The sequence below is a fragment of the Rhizobium sp. PP-F2F-G48 genome, assembly GCF_004342335.1.
GTDB lineage: Bacteria > Pseudomonadota > Alphaproteobacteria > Rhizobiales > Rhizobiaceae > Ferranicluibacter.
Genome location: NZ_SLVH01000013.1, coordinates 18910 through 35323, shown reverse-complemented (window position 1 = coordinate 35323; position 16414 = coordinate 18910). Strand labels below are relative to the sequence as shown.

Here is a 16414-nt window from a genome sequence, read left to right as displayed (position 1 = left end):
TATCCCAGACCGATCCGGAGTTCCCATGACCGAAACCGTCCGCCTGTCCCTCGCCGATGCCCGCACGCTCAGCCTGCAGGCGCTGGCCCGGGCCGGGCTTTCGCCCGAGCATTGCGAAGCGCTGGCCGATCTGGTCATGGCCGGCCAGATCGACGAGTGCCATTCGCATGGGCTCTACCGCGTGCTGAGCTGCGTCGATGCGATCCGCAAGGGCAAGGTCGACACGAAGGCCGTGCCCGAGATCCTCGACAGCGCCCCCGGCATCGTCCGGATCGATGCGAAGTTCGGCTTCTCTCCGCTCGCCTTCCGGCTCGGCCTGCCTCTGCTGCAGGAAAAGGCCCGGACGCAGGGCGTCGCCGCGCTCGCCATCAACAGTTGCTTCCATTTCTCCGCCCTCTGGCCCGAGGTCGAGCGCATCGCCGCTGCGGGCCTTGCAGGGCTGGCGATGACGCCGAGCCATAGTTGGGTCGCACCCGCCGGCGGCACCAAGCCGGTGTTCGGCACCAACCCCATCGCCTTCTCCTGGCCGCGTCCCGGCCCGTTTCCTTTCGTGTTCGATTTCGCGACCAGTGCCTCGGCGCGCGGTGAGATCGAGCTGCACCGCCGCGCCGGCAAGCCGATCCCCGAGGGTTGGGCGATCGATGCCGAGGGCGCATCCACGACGGATGCCGAAGCCGCCATGGCCGGTGCCATGCTCACCTTTGGCGGCCACAAGGGCTCGGCCCTGTCCGCCATGGTCGAGCTGATGGCGGGACCGCTGATCGGCGATTTGACGAGCCGGGAGTCCCAGGTCTTCGACGCGGGCGCCGGCGTCACACCCTGCCACGGCGAACTGTTGCTGGCCTTCGATCCGAACCTGCTCTCGGGCGGACGCGCGATCGAAAGCGCCGAGCGGGCGGAAGCACTCTTCGATGCCATCATCGGTCAGGGCGCCCGTCTTCCCTCGCAGCGGCGCTACGCGGCGCGCGAGCGCAGCCTTGAAAACGGCAGCGTCGAGATCCCGAAGGCCCTGCACGACGACCTCGCGGCGCTGCTCGGCTGAGATCGCCTTTTCCGTCAGGCGAACAGCCATCAGGCCTTGGGATCGGCCGAGGCCCGCGCCCATTCCCGGCGTCCGAGCATCACCATCGCACCGATCAGCATGGCGGCCAGCGCGAACCAGGTCAGGGCATAGACGAGGTGGTTGTTCGGAAACACCACGCGCGTGAGCCCGCCGACCGGCAGCCCGCCCGGATTGTCCGTCCCGTCCGCATCTATGAAATAGGGAGCCGTCTGCGTCAGGCCCCGCGCCGCGGCGATGGCGGCGACATCGCGGGAATACCAGCGATGGCCCGCAGGATCGTTGTCCCGGAGAAACCCGCCGCCCGGCTCCGAAAGCCGCAGCAGCCCGACGACCTGCGCGTCCCCCTCGACATTGCCGGCGGCGCGGCGCGCGGGATCGCGCCGGTCGGGCGGCACGAAACCGCGATTGACGAGGACGGTGCTGCCGTCGTCCCGAACGAGCGGCGTCACGACCCAGAAGCCCGGCCCGCGCTCGGTGGTCGCCTGCACCAGCGTTTCCGCGTCATGACGGAAGGTGCCGGTGACGCGGATATGCCTGTATTCGTCGTTGGCGGCCGTGATCGAGGACCATTGGTCGGCGCGCGGCGCATCGACCGGTGCGGCGTTGACGCGGGCATCGACCCGTTCGATCAGATCGAGCTTCCAGAAGAGGCGCTGTACCTGCCAGATGCCGAGCGCGAGCAGCACGACCGTCACGACGGCGGAGACGGCGCCGAAGACGACCAGCCCCGTGCGGGAACGGCCGCCGCTGGCGGACCCCGTCTCACGCGGGGATCCGGCGGCCGTCTCCGGCCGCCGGGAGGGATCAGGGGACATTGCGCATCATGTCCGGCGTCATGGTCATCATGTTGGTGTTCAGATGATGCATGACCCAGAGCGAGCCGGAGAGCGCGATGACAATCAGCACGATCGTGAAGATCAGGGCCATGACCGTCCATCCGCCTTCGGACTTGGTGTTCATGTGCAGGAAGTAGATCATGTGCACGATGATCTGCGCGACGGCGAAGACCATGACGAGACCGGCCGTGACGGCCTTGTTCTCGACGACCTCGCCCATGACCAGCCAGAAGGGGATGGCCGTGAGAATGACCGACAGGACAAAGCCGGTCACGTAGCTCTTGAAGGATCCGTGCGAAGCCTCGTGGCCATGGCTGTGGCCGTGATGGGCCTCGTGCGCGTCCTCGTGTGCGGGTGCGTGTGTGCTCATCCGAGAACTCCGATCAGATAGACAATCGAGAAGACGCCGATCCAGACGACGTCGAGGAAGTGCCAGAACATCGACAGGCACATCAGGCGGCGGCGATTTTCCGGGATCAGGCCCTTCATCTTCACCTGCACCATCAGCGTGATCAGCCAGATGATGCCGAAGGTGACGTGCAGCCCGTGGGTGCCGACCAGCACGAAGAAGGCCGACAGGAACGCACTGCGGCCTGGGCCGGCACCTTCATGGATCAGGTGCACGAACTCGTAGATTTCGAGCGCGATGAAGATCGCGCCGAAAATGCCGGTGATGCCGAGCCAGAACAGCGTCTCGGCCTTCGCATTGCGCTCCATCTGCAGCATCGCGAAGCCATAGGTGATCGACGACAGAAGCAGCATGGAGGTGTTGATCGCCACCAGCTTCAGGTCGAACAGGTCGGCCGGCGACGGGCCGGCCGCATAGGAGCGGCCGAGCACGGCATAGGTGGCGAACAGGATCGCGAAGATCAGGCAGTCGCTCATCAGGTACAGCCAGAAGCCGAGGCCCGTGCTGTTTTCCGGATGATGGTCTTCCGTCATGTAGAAGACCGGCTTTTCGCCGTCGGCGAGAGGGGGATGTGTCGGTGCGCTCATGGTCAGGCCTGCCCGGAGAGCTGGCGTGTGCGCTCCCCTTCCGTTGCGACGACGTCTTCCGCCGGAATGTAGAAATCGCGGTTGTAGTTGAACGTATGTCCGATGGAGACCGCGATGATGCCGACGAAGGCAACGATGGCGAGCCACCAGATATACCAGATCACACCGAAGGCGAAGGCGACGCTGAGGCCGCTGAGGATGACCCCCGTGCCGGTGTTCTTCGGCATGTGGATCGGCTTGAAGCCGCCCAGCGGACGCTCGTAACCGCGGTTCTTCATGTCGTACCACGAGTCATGATCGTGGATGACAGGCGTGAAGGCGAAGTTGTAATCCGGCGGCGGCGAAGACGTCGACCATTCGAGCGTCCGGCCGTTCCAGGGATCGCCCGTGATGTCGCGCAGCTGCTCGCGCTGCAGGAAGCTGACGACAAGCGAGATGATGAACGAGGCGATGCCGAGCGCGATCAGGACGGCGCCGAAGGCCGCGATGATGAACCAGATCTGCAGCGACGGATCCTCGAACTGGCTGAGGCGACGGGTGACGCCCATCAGGCCGAGCACGTAGAGCGGCATGAAGGCGAAGTAGAAGCCGATCAGCCAGAACCAGAAGCTCATCTTGCCCCAGAATTCGTTCAGCTTGTAGCCGAACGCCTTGGGGTACCAGTAGGTGACGCCGGCCATGACACCGAACACCACGCCGCCGATGATGACATTGTGGAAGTGGGCGATGAGGAACAGCGAGTTGTGCAGCACGAAGTCGGCCGGGGGAACGGCGAGCAGCACGCCCGTCATGCCGCCGATGACGAAGGTCACCATGAAGCCGATCGTCCAGAGCATGGGAACCTCGAACCGGATGCGGCCACGATACATCGTGAACAGCCAGTTGAAGATCTTCGCACCCGTGGGGATCGAGATGATCATGGTCGTGATGCCGAAGAAGGCGTTGACGCTGGCGCCCGAGCCCATCGTGAAGAAGTGGTGCAGCCAGACGAGGTAGGAGAGGATCGTGATGACGACCGTCGCATAGACCATCGAGGCATAACCGAACAGGCGCTTGCCGCAGAAGGTGGCGACGATTTCCGAGAAGATGCCGAAGGCCGGCAGGATCAGGATGTAGACTTCCGGGTGACCCCAGATCCAGATGAGGTTCACATACATCATCGGGTTGCCGCCGAGATCGTTCGTGAAGAAGTGCGTGCCGACATACCGGTCGAGCGACAGCAGCGCGAGCGTCGCGGTCAGGATCGGGAAGGACGCGACGATCAGCACGTTGGTGCAGAGCGAGGTCCAGGTGAAGATCGGCATCTTCATCATGGTCATGCCCGGCGCGCGCATCTTGACGATGGTCGCGATCAGGTTGATGCCCGACAAGGTCGTGCCGACGCCCGCCACCTGCAGGCCCCAGATATAATAGTCGACCCCGACGCCCGGGCTGTAGTCAGCGCCCGAGAGCGGCGGATAGGCCAGCCAGCCCGTGCGGGCGAATTCGCCGACGAAGAGCGAGATCATGATGATCGCCGCACCGGCCGCCGTCATCCAGAACGAGAAATTGTTCAGGAACGGGAACGAAACGTCGCGCGCGCCGATCTGCAGCGGCACGACGAAGTTCATCAGGCCGGTGACGAAGGGCATGGCCATGAAGAAGATCATGATGACGCCGTGCGCGGTGAACACCTGGTCGTAATGGTGCGGCGGCAGGAAGCCCTCGTTGCCGTTGAAGGCGATGGCCTGCTGCGTGCGCATCATCAGCGCGTCGGCAAAGCCGCGCAGCAGCATGATCAGCGCGAGGATCACATACATGATCCCGATCTTCTTGTGATCGACGCTGGTCAGCCACTCCTTCCAGAGATAGCCCCAGAGCTTGAAATAGGTGAGCGCGCCGACGACCGCGAGGCCGCCGAGAACGACGCCGATGAAGGTAAGCACGAGGATCGGCTCGTGGTACGGAAAGGCTTCCAAGGTCAATCGTCCGAAGACGAGGCTGGAAATGTCCTGATTAAACATGGTGACCCCAGTTCTTGCAGTCGCAAGCGGTGCGGAAAAGCGCCGCGATCATTTCGAGTTGTTCAATTGTTCGGGCGCGATCGAGCCTTTGTCAGGCGTCGCCGAGCCGCTGTCGGAGGCCGGAGCCTGCGGGTTCTCGCCACCCATCTGGTGGCCGTTCATGTCGTGACCGTTCATGTTCTGCATGTCGTGCTGCATCGGCTGCGCGCCTTCGGCCGGCGCGGCATCGGGCTGGCCCTTGCCTTCGGTGCCTTCGGTGCCTTCCGGCGCACCCTGTCCGCGGGCCGGCTGACCGGTTGCGGGGAAGGTCGCGGCGCTCGTGCCTTCGCCGGTGCCGGCATGGCGGTTGTCGTATTGCAGCCGCTCGCGGTTGGCTTCGCTGTCTTCGCCGCCGCCGCCCATCATGTCGACATGCATCATTTCGTTCATGCACATCTTGCCGGGCTGCGCACACATGTTGAGCACCGCCTGGTAGAGACCGTTCTCGACGCCACCGTAATAGCGCACCGGCTCCCGCTCGCTCGGCTTTTCGAGCTTCAGATAGGCGTCGCGGTTGAGCATGGTGCCCTGCTGCTTGACCTTGGCGACCCAGCCGTCGAACCCGGCCTGGTCGAGGCCATGGAACTTGAAACGCATATGCGAGAAGCCGGCGCCGCTATAGTTGGCGGAGAAGCCCTCGAACTCGCCCGGCTGGTTGATGACGGCGTGAAGCCGCGTCTGCATGCCCGGCATTGCGTAGATCTGGCCGGCGAGCGCCGGGATATAGAAGGAGTTCATCACCGAGGAGGCGGTAATCTTGAAATTGATCGGCACGTCGACGGGCGCCGCCAGTTCGTTCACCGTGGCGATCCCGTAGTCCGGATAGAAGAACAGCCATTTCCAGTCGAGCGCGACGACCTCGACATTGAGCGGCATGACGCCCTCGGGAATGGCGCGCTCCGCGTCCAGCCGGTCGATCGGGCGATAGGGATCGAGCTTGTGGGTGCTGATCCAGGTGACGGCGCCGAGCGCGATGATGATGGCGAGCGGTGCCGACCAGATCACCACTTCGAGGCGCGTGGAGTGATGCCATTCGGGATCGTAGACCGCCTCCGTGTTCGCACGGCGATAATGCCAGGCGAAATAGAAGATCAGCACGATCACTGGAATGATGATCAGGAGCATGAGGAAGGTCGAGACCAGGATGAGGTCGCGCTGCTGCGTTGCGATGTCGCCGGAGGGAGACATCACCACCATGTTGCAGCCGGCAAGCGCAGCCAGGAGCGGCAGCATGAGGATGCGACAAGCGTGTCGGAAGAGGTTCGCCATGGTCCAATGCTCTTTTCGTTATCTGTGCCCTGCGAGTAATACCCTGCGACCGCGAACGAAATGAGGTGTTTGGTCGCACCGCAGCAAAAATGATGCTCTGCGGCAAAATCGCGCTGCCGCGTCGATAGACCGCTCGGGCCCGGCCCGCCAGTCGCGACAGCGCGTCGTCAACAGGCTTCCCGTTCCACGCCTGCTCCTATCCGAGATATGCATGGTACCGAAAAAGTCGAGACTTGGCCCTTGAAATGATGGCTTCCGGACACGGGGCATACCGTCGCAGGGCAGAATTTCTCACGCGTGCCACTTGATAAGCTGGCCGGTTTGATCAACATCGTCTGAAAGACGGCACGTGGGCGACCACGCGGCCAAGAGACTGTATGGAGGCTTCCCGATGACAACGATAGCAGAGACGTCCGGCGGACCCTCATCCTCGGCCCTGGAGCGCGACGCGCGGCAGATCCACGGCGACGCTCCGGTGTCCCCGGGTTCGATCGCGCTCGGCGTGATCATCGGCCGCATGTCGGAGTTCTTCGACTTCTTCGTGTTCGGCCTCGCCTCCGTGCTCGTCTTCCCCCGGCTGATCTTCCCGTTCGCACCCGATGCGTTGACGGGCACGCTCTATTCCTTCGCGATCTTCTCGCTCGCCTTCGTCGCGCGCCCCATCGGCTCGATCATCTTCATGGCGATCGACCGGGCCTACGGACGCGGCACCAAGCTGACGATCGCCCTGTTCCTGCTCGGCATTTCCACGGTCTGCATGGGCTTCCTGCCGAGCTACCAGGATGCGGGCGTCTCGGCGATCTACCTGCTCGCCATCTTCCGCATCGGCCAGGGCCTGGCACTCGGCGGCGCCTGGGACGGTCTTGCCTCCCTGCTCGCGCTGAATGCACCGGAAAAGCACCGTGGCTGGTACGCGATGATCCCGCAGCTCGGCGCGCCGATCGGCTTCGCGCTCGCCAGCATCCTGTTCGGCTTCTTCGTCGCCAACACCACGGAAGCCGATTTCCTCTCCTGGGGCTGGCGCTACCCGTTCTTCGTCGCCTTCGCGATCAACGTCGTCGCGCTCTTTGCCCGCCTCCGCCTCGTCATGACGAAGGATTTCGGCGATCTGCTGGAGCGTCACGAGCTTGAGGCCGTGCCCTTCACCGACCTCATCCGCACCCATGGCCGCGACATCCTGATCGGCGCCTTCGCGCCGCTCGCCAGCTTTGCCATGTTCCACGTCGTCACGATCTTCCCGCTGGCCTGGACGAACCTCAACAGCGACCAGTCGATCGGCTCGTTCATGCTGGTGCAGGTGGCCGGTGCCGGCCTCGGCATTCTCACCGTCATCGCCTCGGGCATCCTGGCCGACCGGTTCGGCCGCCGCAAGCAGCTCGTCATCGGCGCCATCATCATCGCCATCTTCAGCTTCATCGGCCCGATCCTGCTCGGTTCCGGCCAGACCGGCATCTCGTCCTTCGTCATCGCCGGCTTCGGCGTGCTCGGCCTGTCCTTCGGCCAGGCGGCGGGCTCGGTCTCGTCGCGCTTCACGCAGGGCTATCGCTATTCCGGCGCGGCCTTCACCTCCGACCTTGCCTGGTTCCTCGGCGCGGGCTTCGCCCCGCTGATCACGCTCGGCCTGTCGAGCAAGTTCGGACTGCCCTTCGTCGGCTATTACCTGCTGTCGGGCGCGATCTGCACCATGCTCGCCCTGTTCCTCAACAAGCGCCTGCTCGCGCGGGAATAGCCGCCTCTTCTTTGGCCGCCTACTTGGAGGGATGAAACACCCCGGCAAACTGGTAACGGTCGCCGGGGTGCGTGATTTCGACGAAGGTCACCGTCCGTCCGTTCTGCCAGGTCTGGCGGGTCAGGAGCAGGCAGGCGGCATGCCGCTCGATCGTCAGCAGTTTCGCCGTCGCCGCATCCGCGGAAACGGCCCGGATGATGTGCTTTGCCTCCGACCACGGCACCTGATCCAGCAGCCAGCTTCCCGGCGGGCTCGCCTCGAAGGTTTCGTCCCGCGCCTGCGGCACGGCATCAAGCAGGATCAGCCGCTTCTCCAGCGCATTGGGCCTTGCATCGACGATGTGCAGGCATTCCACCCGCGCCACTTCCGCCCCGGCCGCCTCGCCGATCGCGGCGGCCTCCGCCGTCCCCAGCCGCTCGATCCGCCGCGACAGGATCCGGTGGCCATAGGCGTGTCCGGCGACTTTCGCTTCCGTGCCGATGTCGGAAATGTCCATCACCGTCCGGTCCATCTGCGGCGAGGCGACGAAGGACCCGGCCCGCCGGCGGCGCACGATCATGCCGCGCGCGGCCAGCGCCGAAAGCGCCTTGCTCACCGTCATGCGCGAGCAGCCATAGGTCACTTCCAGCTCGTGCTCGGCCGGAATGCGCTGCCCCGGAGGCCAGACGCCGCTCATGATCTTCTGCTCGATGTCTTCGAAAATGCGCTGGTGAAGCGAGGTCAAGGCACGGCTCTCCGAAAGGCGAACGGGCGGCACGAACAAGGCATAAAGCTTGCATGTCGGACAGGGCGGACGCCGCAGGCCGCGGGCAGTTTGTCGTTGACACCTTATGCAAGGACCTGTCTATTTGTATAGTCAAAATGCGGGACGCAGAAGCCTGCAGATTCAATTCTGAAGACGGGAACGCCGCAGCGCACGCGCGGCATGATACTGGAGAGACGACCATGACACCTCATTTTCTGCTGAAGGGCCTCGTCGGCGCGGCCTTCCTGCTCGGCGCGACCTTTTCGGCCCATGCCGAAGACGCGCTCGCCCGCATCAAGGCCGCCGGCACCATGAAGGTCGGCACGGAAACCGCCTTCGCGCCCTTCGACTTCATCGATGCCGGCGAGCATGCGGGCCTGAACGTCGACGTCTTTGCCGAGCTGGGCAAGGAACTGGGCGTCGAGATCGAATGGATCGCGCTGCCGTGGGAAGGCGTCCTGCCGGGCCTGGAAGCCGGCAAGTTCGATATGGTCGCCGGCCCCGCCACGATCACCAAGGCCCGCATGGAGCGCTACCGCTTCACGCCGCCGGTGGCCGAAGCGACGGTCGCGATCCTCAAGAAGGCCGGCGACACCAGCATCACCAAGCCGGAAGACATCGCCGGCAAGGCGATCGGCGTCGGCAAGGCGACAGCCCAGCTCGCACAGCTGCAGGGCTATTCCGAAAAGCTGCCCGAGAAGGTCGATATCCGCGAATACCCGGCCTTCACCGAATCCTATGCCGACCTTGCCGCCGGCCGCATCGCCGGCGTCGCCAATTCGCTGCCCAACATCGCCTTCGTCGCCAGCCAGCGCAAGGATACGTTCGAGGTCGTGCTGCCGCCCTTCGGCCAGAAGGCCTATTTCGGCTTCATCGGCACGAAGGACGCCGACCACGCACCGCTGATGGACGCGATCGACGCAGCCCTCCTGAAGATGAAGGGCGACGGGCGCCTCGCCAAGCTGCAGGAAAAGTGGTTCGGCGCGAGCTTCGACACGCCGGACGCCGTCAAGGACCCTGCATTCTGATCGCAATCCGTCCCTGAGTTAAGGCGGGGCTGAGCCGGCACGACACACGTGCCTCCGACAGCCCCGCTCTTGCCTTCGCCTTCGCGCCTGCGACAGCCCATCCGACGAATTGGCCGGCAATGTCTTTCAAGCTGTTCGAACTTCTTCTCAAGGCCTCGCTCTACACGATCGGCATCAGCCTCGTGTCGATCCTCATCGGCTTTGCGATTGCCATTCTGCTTTCCGGAATGCTCCTGTCGGGACGCCGCGTGCTGGCGGTTCCTGCCCGTATTTTCATCAGCTTCTTCCGCGGCGTGCCTCTCCTCGTGCAGTTGCTGCTGATCTATAACCTGCTGCCCGTCATCGGCCTCAATGTGCCGAGCATCGTCGCCGCGATTATCGGCCTGTCGCTCTGCACCGCGGCCTATCAGGCGGAAAACCTGCGCGGCGGCTTTGCCAGCGTCCCCCGCGGCCTGATCGAATCGGCCGAGATGGTGGGCCTCACCCCCGCCCAGGCCTTCCGCCGCATCAAGGTGCCGATCGCGCTGCGCCTCACCTTCCCGGCGCTGGTCAACGAGGCCATCCTGATCCTGAAGGCCTCCTCGCTCGTCTCCGTCGTCGGCATCGTCGAGCTGACGCGCATGGCGCAGGATCTGGCCGGCAGCACCTTCCTGCCGCTGCAGCTCTTCGCCTGCGCCGGGCTGATCTACCTCGTCATCAACGGGGTGGTCGCCCGTGCCGGCGGCCTCATCGAGCGGTCCCTGCCCGGAGTGCCGCGATGAGCTTCGACGTCAACGTCATTCTCGCCCAGCTTCCGGCCATCCTGTCGGGCGCCGGCGTCACGCTGCTTCTCTGGATCGCCGGCACCATCGGCGGCGCGGCGGTCGGGTTTCTCGTCGCCGTCGGCCGGCGCTATGGCGGGCGCATCCTCGGCTGGCCGCTCGGCCTCGCTGTCGAGGTCCTGCGCGGAACGCCGTTCCTGATCCAGATCTTCCTGCTCTATTACGGCGGTCCCTTCATCGGTCTCGCGCTCGATCCGGTGCCGGCCGGCCTCCTCGGCCTGACGATCTACGGCGCGGCCTATTTCAGCGAGATCTTCCGCGCCGGCTTCGCCGCCGTTCCCCGCGGCCATATCGAAGCGGCGGAATGCGTCGGCCTTTCGCCGAGCCAGATCGTGCGGCGCATCCTCCTGCCCGAAATGACCGTGCTCGTGCTGCCGCCCGCCATCAACATGGCCGTGATCCTGATGAAGGAAACCGCGATCCTCTCGATCATCACCGTGCCGGAACTGACGCTCACCGTCAGCGCCATCGGCTCCCAGCAATATGCCTTCGTCGAATCGCTCTTCCTGCTCGCCGTGTTCTACTGGGTGCTGGTCGAGGTCACCGACAAGCTCGGCCGCTATGCCGAGCACCGCTTGTCCCGCTACAGGTTTTCCCCGACATGACCCTTCCCGCCATTGCCGTCCGAAACCTCGTCAAGCGCTACGGCGACACCGCCGTGCTGCACGGCATCGATCTCGACATCCCGCCCGGCCAGGTCTCCTGCCTGATCGGCCCTTCGGGCTCCGGCAAGAGCACGCTCCTGCGCTGCATGGCGTTCCTCGAAGAGGCGACCAGCGGCGTCATCACGGTGGATGGCGAGGATCTCGGCTTTTCGGAAAGCCCGAGCGGTCAGCGCGAGCGCATTCCCCCCGCCACCAACCGCGCCATCCGCTCGCGGATCGGCATGGTCTTCCAGCAGTTCAATCTCTGGCCGCACATGACGGCGCTCGGCAATGTCAGCGAAGCGCTGCGCACCGTGCACAAAATGAGCCGGACGGACGCGGAAGCCCGCGCCATGGCGCAGCTGGTCAAGGTGGGGCTCGAGGCCCGCGCCGGGCATTATCCCGCCCAGCTCTCGGGCGGGCAGCAGCAGCGCGTGGCGATTGCCCGCGCTCTGGCGCTGAAGCCGAAGATCATGCTCTTCGACGAGCCGACCTCCTCGCTCGATCCGGAACTGACCGGCGAGGTGCTGAACGTCATGCGGGATCTCGCGGCAGAGGGCATGACCATGGTCGTCGTCTCGCACGAGATCGGCTTTGCCGCGACCGTCGGCAGCCGGATCAGCTTTCTCGACCAGGGCCGCCTGCTCTTCTCCGGCCCGCCCTCCGAGGTCTTCGGCAAGCCGCGCCATCCGCGCCTCGAGCAGTTCCTCGACACCTATCTCGACCGCGGCGCCTCGATGCTCGCCTGATCGGCGGCTTACGCGATGGGCAGCACCTTGCCCGGATTGAACAGCCCTTTCGGATCGAGCGCCTGCTTGATCGCCCGCATCGTCGCGAGCTTCACCGGATCGGCCGTCGCCAGCAGCGCATGAATGCGCTTCGAGCCGACGCCGTGCTCGGCCGAAAACGACCCGCCCATCGCGCCGATCCCGTCATAGAGCACCTGCTCCACGGCATCGCGGCGCGCATCCGTCATCCAGCTGCCCGGCCGGTCGAGCACGATATGCAGGTTGCCGTCGGCGACATGGCCGAAGATGAACGGCGACAGCCCGTCGATGGCGCCGAGCGCCGGGGCGATCCGTGCGATATAGCGGCCGAGGCGGTCGATCGGCACGGAGACGTCGTAGGAGGGCGCCGCCGGAAAGGCCCGGTACATCAGCCCCGTTTCCTCCCGCAGCCGCCAGATGTCGTCTGCCTGCTGCCCGGAGCCGGCGACCACCGCCACCGTCTCCGGATAGGTCTCGCAGATCGCCTCGTAGAGCCCGGCGAGGACACCCAACAGTGCCTCGTCCGTCTCGCCGCCAAGCCCGATCGCCAGATGCACCGGCAGGGCGTCGCTCGTTTCCCGCCAGCCGAAATGCGCCGCCGTGAAGCCGAAATAGCGCGACCACATCGCCTCGCAGGCCCGCAGCCGGCCGGTGGCCCGGGCAAGACCCATCAGCGCCAGCGCCGCCTCGGTGGATGGCAGGCCGAACAGGGCCGTGGCGCTCGCCGCCGGTACGGGGTCGAGCTTCACCACCAGCCCGGTGATCACGCCGAGCGTTCCCTCCGCGCCGATCAGCAGATGTTTCAGGTCGTAGCCGGCGGAGTTCTTCACCACGCGCACCATGTCGCGATAGATGCCGCCCTCCGGCAGCACGGCTTCCAGCCCGAGGATGCGATGGCGCATGACGCCGTTGCGGAAGGCCATGACGCCGCCGGCATTGGTGGAGGCCATGCCGCCAAGCGTCGCCGAGCCGCGCGCCGCAAGGTCGATGCCGGGCTCCAGCCCATGCACGGCCGCTGCCTGCTGCAGCGCCTCCAGCGTCACCCCGGCCTCGACCACGGCCACGCCGCCGATCGGATCGATCTCGACGATCCGGTCGAGGTTGCGCAGCGACAGGACGATCTCGTTTGCACCCGAAATGCCGCCGCCGACCAGCCCGGTCCGGCCGCCCTGCGTGACCATGGCGATGCCGGCAGCGGCGCAGATCGAAACGATGGTCGAGAGCGCGGCGACATCGCGCGGCGCGATGACGGCGGCGGCGCCGAGATTGTCGGGATGTTCGCCCGGATGCAGCGCCGCAATCGCCACGCCGGTGCGGATATCGACGTCGGGAACGGCCGCGGTAATGGCGGCGAGGACGGCGTCGATATCGGGCATGCGGATGGTCCTATTCGGGAAGCAGCGTGCGGAAGCCGCCGTTGAAGTAGAGCAGCGGCGCCACGCCCTGGCGGACATGCACGCTGCGGACGCGGCCGATGAGCACCGCATGCGTATGGCGGTGCAGCGCTTCGTCGAGGCCGCAATCGATGACGGTCAGCGCATCGGCGAGCGCCCATCCGCCGCTGTTGAGCTTCGTCCATTCGGCACCGGCATAGCGCTCGGCGCCGCGGCGTCCGTCGGCCCCGGCAAAGGCCTTGGCGATGCCTTCCTGTCCTTCCGCGAGCACGTTGACGCAGAACTGGCCGCTGCGCTCCAGCACCGGCCAGGACGACGAGGTCCGGTTCAGGCTGACGATGACCGACGGCACGTCGGCGGACAGCGAGGTGACCGACGTCGCGGTAAATCCGGTCCGCCCCTCCCCGTCGCCCACCGTGATGACGCAGACGGCGCCTGCGAGATGCCGCATGGAAAGCTTGAAGGCAGCGGCATCGGGGGCGGCGGCCGCCGCGGGCGACGGATGAACGGCAGAAGTCATGTCTCGACACCTCGCAAATGGACACGCACGAGCGACAGCATCGCGGCGGGCGGGGCTTTCTGTCTACGCGACTCCCCTGAACATCTCACTTACATCTTCGGTCCATCGGAGACGGGACGCAAGCGACGGGCCGCGATCTTCGCTTATGCTTTACCGAGGCTGAACGTGCGGTACGCCGGACCCTTGCCGCGCCGCCGTATGGCGATTGACCGGCTTGGATAGTCCGAGGTTCTCGCGCAGCGTCGCGCCTTCGTAGTCCTCCCGGAAGAGGCCGCGCCGGCGCAGCTCCGGCAGCACCAGCCGCACGAAATCCTCGAGGCTCGCCGGCAGGGTCGGAAACATCAGGATGAAACCGTCGGCAGCGCGCGTCTCGAACCATTCCTCCATGAAATCGGCGATCTGCACCGGCGTGCCGGTGATGCCGTTGCCGGTGTGCTTTTCGGCATAGAGCCGGATCAGCTCGCCCACCGTATGGCCCTTCTTCACGAAATCGGTCAGTTCCTCGAACAGCGCCTTGGAGCCCTTCGGCTGCGCAGGCAGCCGGTCCATCGGGAAAGGCTGGTCGAGCGGCACGCCGCGCAGGTCGGCCTCCAGGAATTCCGACAGCATCAGCCGCCCGACATCGGGATGCAGCCGGTCGATCAGGAAATTCACCTTCGCCCGCGCCTCGGCCTCGGTCTCCCCGACGTTCAGCACCACGCCCGGCATGATCTTCAGGTCTTCGGGATCGCGCCCGAGAGCGGGCATCCGGCCCTTGACGTTGGCATAGAAGGCTCGGTTGCGGTCGATGTTGGAGGCGAGGCTGAAGACGATCTCGGCCGTGCGCGCCGCAAGGTCCATGCCCGCTTCCGACCCGCCGGCCTGCGCGATGACCGGCCGGCCCTGCGCCGAGGGTGCGATGTTGAGCGGCCCGCGCACCTGATAGTGCTTGCCGACATGGTTGAGCATGTGATGCCGGGTCTTGTCGTAATAGAGCCCGCTGTCGCGATCGAGCAGCAGCGCATCCGCCTCGAAACTGTCCCAGAGCCCGAAGACGACATCCACGAACTCGCGGCATCGCTCGTAGCGCAGGTCATGGGGATCGAGCCCGGTGCGGTTGAAATTATAGCCGGTCTCGTCGTGATCCGAGGTGACCACGTTCCAGCAGGCCCGCCCGTTCGACAGCTGGTCGATGGAGGCGAAGATACGGGCAATATTGAAGGGCTCGTAGTAGCTGGTCGATGCCGTGGCGACGAGACCGAGGTGCTCCGTCACCATCGCCAGCGCCGAAAGGAGCGTCAGCGGCTCGAAACGGTTCATCTTGGTGGGACTGCGGGCCAGCGCATCGGGATCGCCGATACCGGCCGCCGGCGAATCCGCCATGAACAGGAAGTCGAACTTGGCCGCCTCCGACATCTCGGCGACCTTTTTCAGATGCGCGATGTCGTTCGCCCCGTTGACGTCGCTGTCGGGGTGCAGCCAGCTCGCGGGGTGGAAGCCGAAGGTATAGACGAACGTCCCGAGCTTGAGCTTGTCCTGCCGCGCCATGCGAGCTTCCCTCTTATCATCTGTCCCGGAGTATGGCGGGAACCGATCGGCGGACAAGCCCGGCGAACGATGTTCTATGTGAGTTTTTCTAAACAGTGGTGGAGCAAAGGCCGGTCACGGGGCCGAGGCCTGCCCCTGCCGTCGGCCGAGCGCAGTCAGCCAGGCGTGAAACGCCGGCCCATGCGGTTTGTCGAGCGCGGAACGGTCCCAGGCGAGAAAGTAGCTTTCCGGTAGCGGCAGCCGCAGTTCGAACGGTACGACGAGCGTGTTTGCGGCCAGCTCGTCAGTGATCATCGACATCTGCGCCAGCACGAAGCCGCGCTTGTTGACGGCGGCATCGATGGCGCTGGAGGAGAGCGTGAAGGACAGGCCGGGCCCGCCCTCGGCAAAATCGACGCCGGCCGCCCGGGCGAAGTCGCGCCAGTGGGGAAAGGTCGAGAAATGCGGCTCCCAGGCGACATGCAGCAGCGGATGGCGCAGGATCTCGGCGGGACCGACAGGCCCTGCCTGCGCCTCGATCAGCGCCGGCGCGCAGGCCGGCACCACCCAGTCGCGAAAAAGCGCGGTGCTGTGGGGATGCTGGCTGCCACGCTGGCCATAGGTGATGCGGAAATCGACCTCGTCGATGCCGAGCCGCGGCTCCGCGTCCTGCCCGAGAAGGCGCAGCTGCGCATCGGGATGCAGGCCCTGCCAGTCGAAAATGCGGCGGCCGATCCATTTGTTGACGACGGAGGACAGCGCCGACAGGGTCAGCCCGCTGCCGTTGCGCGCCCGCGAAAGGACGTTCTCCGCCTCCTGGAACTGCAGAAAACCCTTGGCGATTTCGGCGTGGTAGAGCCGCCCGAGCGCCGTCAACGCGATGCGCCGGCCCCGCCGCTCGAGGAGGCTGACGCCGAGATGCGCTTCGAGCTTGCGCAGATGCTGGCTAACGGCGCCGGGGGAAACGCCGAGTTCGCCCGCTGCTGCCGTCACGCTGCCGAGCCGCCCCACCGCGTCAAAGGCCTGCAGCGCGCGCAGGGCGATCATCGACATC

16 protein-coding genes are annotated in these 16414 nt (G+C 65.5%); 6 read left to right on the top strand and 10 right to left on the bottom strand.

What is annotated here, in order from left to right; all coding sequences use genetic code 11:
* Nucleotides 1-25: 25 nt before the first annotated feature.
* Nucleotides 26-1042 carry an Ldh family oxidoreductase gene (locus C8J36_RS22145; RefSeq protein ID WP_132537495.1) on the top strand — a complete coding sequence of 339 codons (1017 nt, stop codon included), beginning with the start codon at nt 26-28 and terminating at the stop codon, nt 1040-1042.
* 29 nt (nt 1043-1071) lie between these two features.
* Here the strand turns inward: C8J36_RS22145 and C8J36_RS22140 are convergent, their stop codons facing one another.
* Genes C8J36_RS22140 through cyoA form a run of 5 tightly spaced genes read right to left on the bottom strand, consistent with a single transcriptional unit; the run spans nt 1072 to nt 6206 of the window.
* The gene (locus C8J36_RS22140) at nt 1072-1878 is read right to left on the bottom strand and encodes an SURF1 family protein (RefSeq protein ID WP_132537494.1); all 807 of its coding nucleotides are present in this window, start codon (nt 1876-1878) and stop codon (nt 1072-1074) included.
* Nucleotides 1868-2269 (bottom strand): cytochrome o ubiquinol oxidase subunit IV, encoded by a 402-nt coding sequence (gene cyoD, locus C8J36_RS22135; protein WP_062595705.1) that lies wholly within the window; start codon nt 2267-2269, stop codon nt 1868-1870. Before cyoD ends, C8J36_RS22140 begins: the two co-directional genes overlap by 11 nt.
* Entirely contained in the window at nt 2266-2895 is a 630-nt protein-coding gene (gene cyoC / locus C8J36_RS22130; RefSeq protein ID WP_062595706.1) for a cytochrome o ubiquinol oxidase subunit III, read from the bottom strand. Before cyoC ends, cyoD begins: the two co-directional genes overlap by 4 nt.
* Nucleotides 2896-2897: 2 nt before the next feature.
* Nucleotides 2898-4898: a cytochrome o ubiquinol oxidase subunit I gene (gene cyoB / locus C8J36_RS22125; RefSeq protein ID WP_062595707.1), complete on the bottom strand. Its 2001-nt coding sequence runs from the start codon at nt 4896-4898 to the stop codon at nt 2898-2900.
* A gap of 48 nt (nt 4899-4946) precedes the next feature.
* A complete protein-coding gene (gene cyoA, locus C8J36_RS22120; protein ID WP_132537493.1) occupies nt 4947-6206 on the bottom strand; it encodes a ubiquinol oxidase subunit II in 1260 nt (419 codons plus the stop codon).
* A gap of 400 nt (nt 6207-6606) precedes the next feature.
* Here cyoA and C8J36_RS22115 point away from each other — a divergent pair, with 400 nt between their 5' ends.
* Nucleotides 6607-7935, top strand: a complete 1329-nt coding sequence (locus C8J36_RS22115) for an MFS transporter (RefSeq protein ID WP_062595989.1) — start codon at nt 6607-6609, stop codon at nt 7933-7935.
* 19 nt (nt 7936-7954) lie between these two features.
* Here C8J36_RS22115 and hutC read toward each other — a convergent pair whose 3' ends face one another.
* Complete coding sequence (gene hutC, locus C8J36_RS22110; protein ID WP_062595708.1) at nt 7955-8659, bottom strand: histidine utilization repressor; 705 nt, start codon at nt 8657-8659, stop codon at nt 7955-7957.
* A 221-nt stretch (nt 8660-8880) separates the two neighbouring features.
* Between hutC and C8J36_RS22105 the strand changes: the two genes are divergently transcribed.
* The 4 genes from C8J36_RS22105 (at nt 8881) to C8J36_RS22090 (ending at nt 11922) form a co-directional block, all read left to right on the top strand.
* Nucleotides 8881-9708: a transporter substrate-binding domain-containing protein gene (locus tag C8J36_RS22105; RefSeq protein ID WP_062595709.1), complete on the top strand. Its 828-nt coding sequence runs from the start codon at nt 8881-8883 to the stop codon at nt 9706-9708.
* Nucleotides 9709-9827: 119 nt separating this feature from the next.
* Nucleotides 9828-10469, top strand: a complete 642-nt coding sequence (locus tag C8J36_RS22100; RefSeq protein WP_062595710.1) for an amino acid ABC transporter permease — start codon at nt 9828-9830, stop codon at nt 10467-10469.
* Nucleotides 10466-11134: an amino acid ABC transporter permease gene (locus tag C8J36_RS22095; RefSeq protein ID WP_132537492.1), complete on the top strand. Its 669-nt coding sequence runs from the start codon at nt 10466-10468 to the stop codon at nt 11132-11134. The genes C8J36_RS22100 and C8J36_RS22095 overlap by 4 nt, the downstream gene beginning before the upstream one ends.
* Nucleotides 11131-11922 (top strand): amino acid ABC transporter ATP-binding protein, encoded by a 792-nt coding sequence (locus tag C8J36_RS22090; protein ID WP_062595712.1) that lies wholly within the window; start codon nt 11131-11133, stop codon nt 11920-11922. The genes C8J36_RS22095 and C8J36_RS22090 overlap by 4 nt, the downstream gene beginning before the upstream one ends.
* 8 nt (nt 11923-11930) lie before the next feature.
* Here C8J36_RS22090 and C8J36_RS22085 read toward each other — a convergent pair whose 3' ends face one another.
* From C8J36_RS22085 to C8J36_RS22070, 4 genes are all read right to left on the bottom strand, one after another.
* Nucleotides 11931-13316: an FAD-binding oxidoreductase gene (locus C8J36_RS22085; RefSeq protein WP_132537491.1), complete on the bottom strand. Its 1386-nt coding sequence runs from the start codon at nt 13314-13316 to the stop codon at nt 11931-11933.
* 10 nt (nt 13317-13326) lie between these two features.
* Complete coding sequence (locus tag C8J36_RS22080) at nt 13327-13854, bottom strand: flavin reductase family protein (RefSeq protein WP_132537490.1); 528 nt, start codon at nt 13852-13854, stop codon at nt 13327-13329.
* Between the two features lie 150 nt (nt 13855-14004).
* The gene (locus C8J36_RS22075; RefSeq protein ID WP_132537489.1) at nt 14005-15381 is read right to left on the bottom strand and encodes an LLM class flavin-dependent oxidoreductase; all 1377 of its coding nucleotides are present in this window, start codon (nt 15379-15381) and stop codon (nt 14005-14007) included.
* A 114-nt stretch (nt 15382-15495) separates the two neighbouring features.
* Nucleotides 15496-16407, bottom strand: a complete 912-nt coding sequence (locus tag C8J36_RS22070) for a LysR family transcriptional regulator (RefSeq protein WP_245506699.1) — start codon at nt 16405-16407, stop codon at nt 15496-15498.
* Between the last annotated feature and the right edge of the window lie 7 nt (nt 16408-16414).

Coding starts and splice junctions, on each gene's coding strand:
- C8J36_RS22145 (WP_132537495.1), top strand. CDS start 26: ATGACCGAAACCGTCCGCCTGTCCCTCGCCGATGCCCGCACGCTCAGC.
- C8J36_RS22140 (WP_132537494.1), bottom strand. CDS start 1,878: ATGTCCCCTGATCCCTCCCGGCGGCCGGAGACGGCCGCCGGATCCCCG.
- cyoD (WP_062595705.1), bottom strand. CDS start 2,269: ATGAGCACACACGCACCCGCACACGAGGACGCGCACGAGGCCCATCAC.
- cyoC (WP_062595706.1), bottom strand. CDS start 2,895: ATGAGCGCACCGACACATCCCCCTCTCGCCGACGGCGAAAAGCCGGTC.
- cyoB (WP_062595707.1), bottom strand. CDS start 4,898: ATGTTTAATCAGGACATTTCCAGCCTCGTCTTCGGACGATTGACCTTG.
- cyoA (WP_132537493.1), bottom strand. CDS start 6,206: ATGGCGAACCTCTTCCGACACGCTTGTCGCATCCTCATGCTGCCGCTC.
- C8J36_RS22105 (WP_062595709.1), top strand. CDS start 8,881: ATGACACCTCATTTTCTGCTGAAGGGCCTCGTCGGCGCGGCCTTCCTG.
- C8J36_RS22100 (WP_062595710.1), top strand. CDS start 9,828: ATGTCTTTCAAGCTGTTCGAACTTCTTCTCAAGGCCTCGCTCTACACG.
- C8J36_RS22095 (WP_132537492.1), top strand. CDS start 10,466: ATGAGCTTCGACGTCAACGTCATTCTCGCCCAGCTTCCGGCCATCCTG.
- C8J36_RS22090 (WP_062595712.1), top strand. CDS start 11,131: ATGACCCTTCCCGCCATTGCCGTCCGAAACCTCGTCAAGCGCTACGGC.
- C8J36_RS22085 (WP_132537491.1), bottom strand. CDS start 13,316: ATGCCCGATATCGACGCCGTCCTCGCCGCCATTACCGCGGCCGTTCCC.
- C8J36_RS22080 (WP_132537490.1), bottom strand. CDS start 13,854: ATGACTTCTGCCGTTCATCCGTCGCCCGCGGCGGCCGCCGCCCCCGAT.
- C8J36_RS22075 (WP_132537489.1), bottom strand. CDS start 15,381: ATGGCGCGGCAGGACAAGCTCAAGCTCGGGACGTTCGTCTATACCTTC.
- C8J36_RS22070 (WP_245506699.1), bottom strand. CDS start 16,407: ATGATCGCCCTGCGCGCGCTGCAGGCCTTTGACGCGGTGGGGCGGCTC.